General features: G+C 61.9%; 1 protein-coding gene. It reads left to right on the top strand.

The genetic code is table 11. From position 1 onward, the window contains the following. A partial coding sequence (locus IB262_RS35420; protein ID WP_348646960.1) for an autoinducer binding domain-containing protein occupies positions 1–727 on the top strand: 727 nt, incomplete at its 5' end. Between the last annotated feature and the right edge of the window lie 55 nt (positions 728–782).

Genomic DNA, 782 nt, shown 5'->3' with positions numbered 1-782 from the left:
AGGAATCGGAATGGACGGACAGCTTCAATCTCTGATCGACGCGCTCGATGTGGCCCGCGACGGACGCATGGTTCGCGCCGCCTTGAAGAGTTTCGCCACCGCCTGCGGCTACGAGCGTTTCGCCTATCTCCAGACCGCCGGCGGCGAGATCAAGACCTTCAACTCCTATGCTGAAGAGTGGCAGGGCATCTATTTCGAGAACCGCTATTCCCGCATCGATCCCGTCGTCACCATCGCAAAGCGGCGAATGGAGATGTTCGCGTGGTCGGCCGACGACTGGAGTGTCCGCGGCATGACCAAGGACGAGAAGCTCTTCCGGTCCCAGGCCATCGACTTCGGCGTCAGATGCGGTCTTACCATCCCCGTCGAAGGCAGTTTCGGTTCTATCCTCTTGCTGACGCTCGCAACCTCGCAGAAACAGGTGGACACTTCCACGCTCGGCGACCGCGCCCGCGCTGAGCGTGCCGTTCTCTATGCACATCACCGTCTGCGGGTTTTGGCGGAGCGTTCACTCTGCGCGCCGAAGCTGGCCCTGTCACCGAAGGAGCTGGTCTGCCTCAAATGGGCGGCCAAGGGCAAATACATGCCAGAGATCGCCGACGTCACCAATACCCAGTACCGGACTGTGCAGCACTATCTCGACAACGCCCGCGCCAAGCTCGGCGCTACAAACCTCACCCATGCGGTCGCGATCGCGAAGGATCGAGGGCTCCTGGAGCCGGAGTGACTTCCTCCGGGCAACTGTCCCCCGGACAGTCCGTGGGCACCTTGGGGATGTAGCC

Source organism: Ensifer sp. ENS02, from assembly GCF_014851885.1.
In the GTDB taxonomy this organism is placed as follows: domain Bacteria; phylum Pseudomonadota; class Alphaproteobacteria; order Rhizobiales; family Rhizobiaceae; genus Ensifer; species Ensifer adhaerens.
The sequence above is the reverse complement of the archived record's forward strand: the minus strand, read 5'-3'. Positions and strand labels throughout refer to the sequence as shown.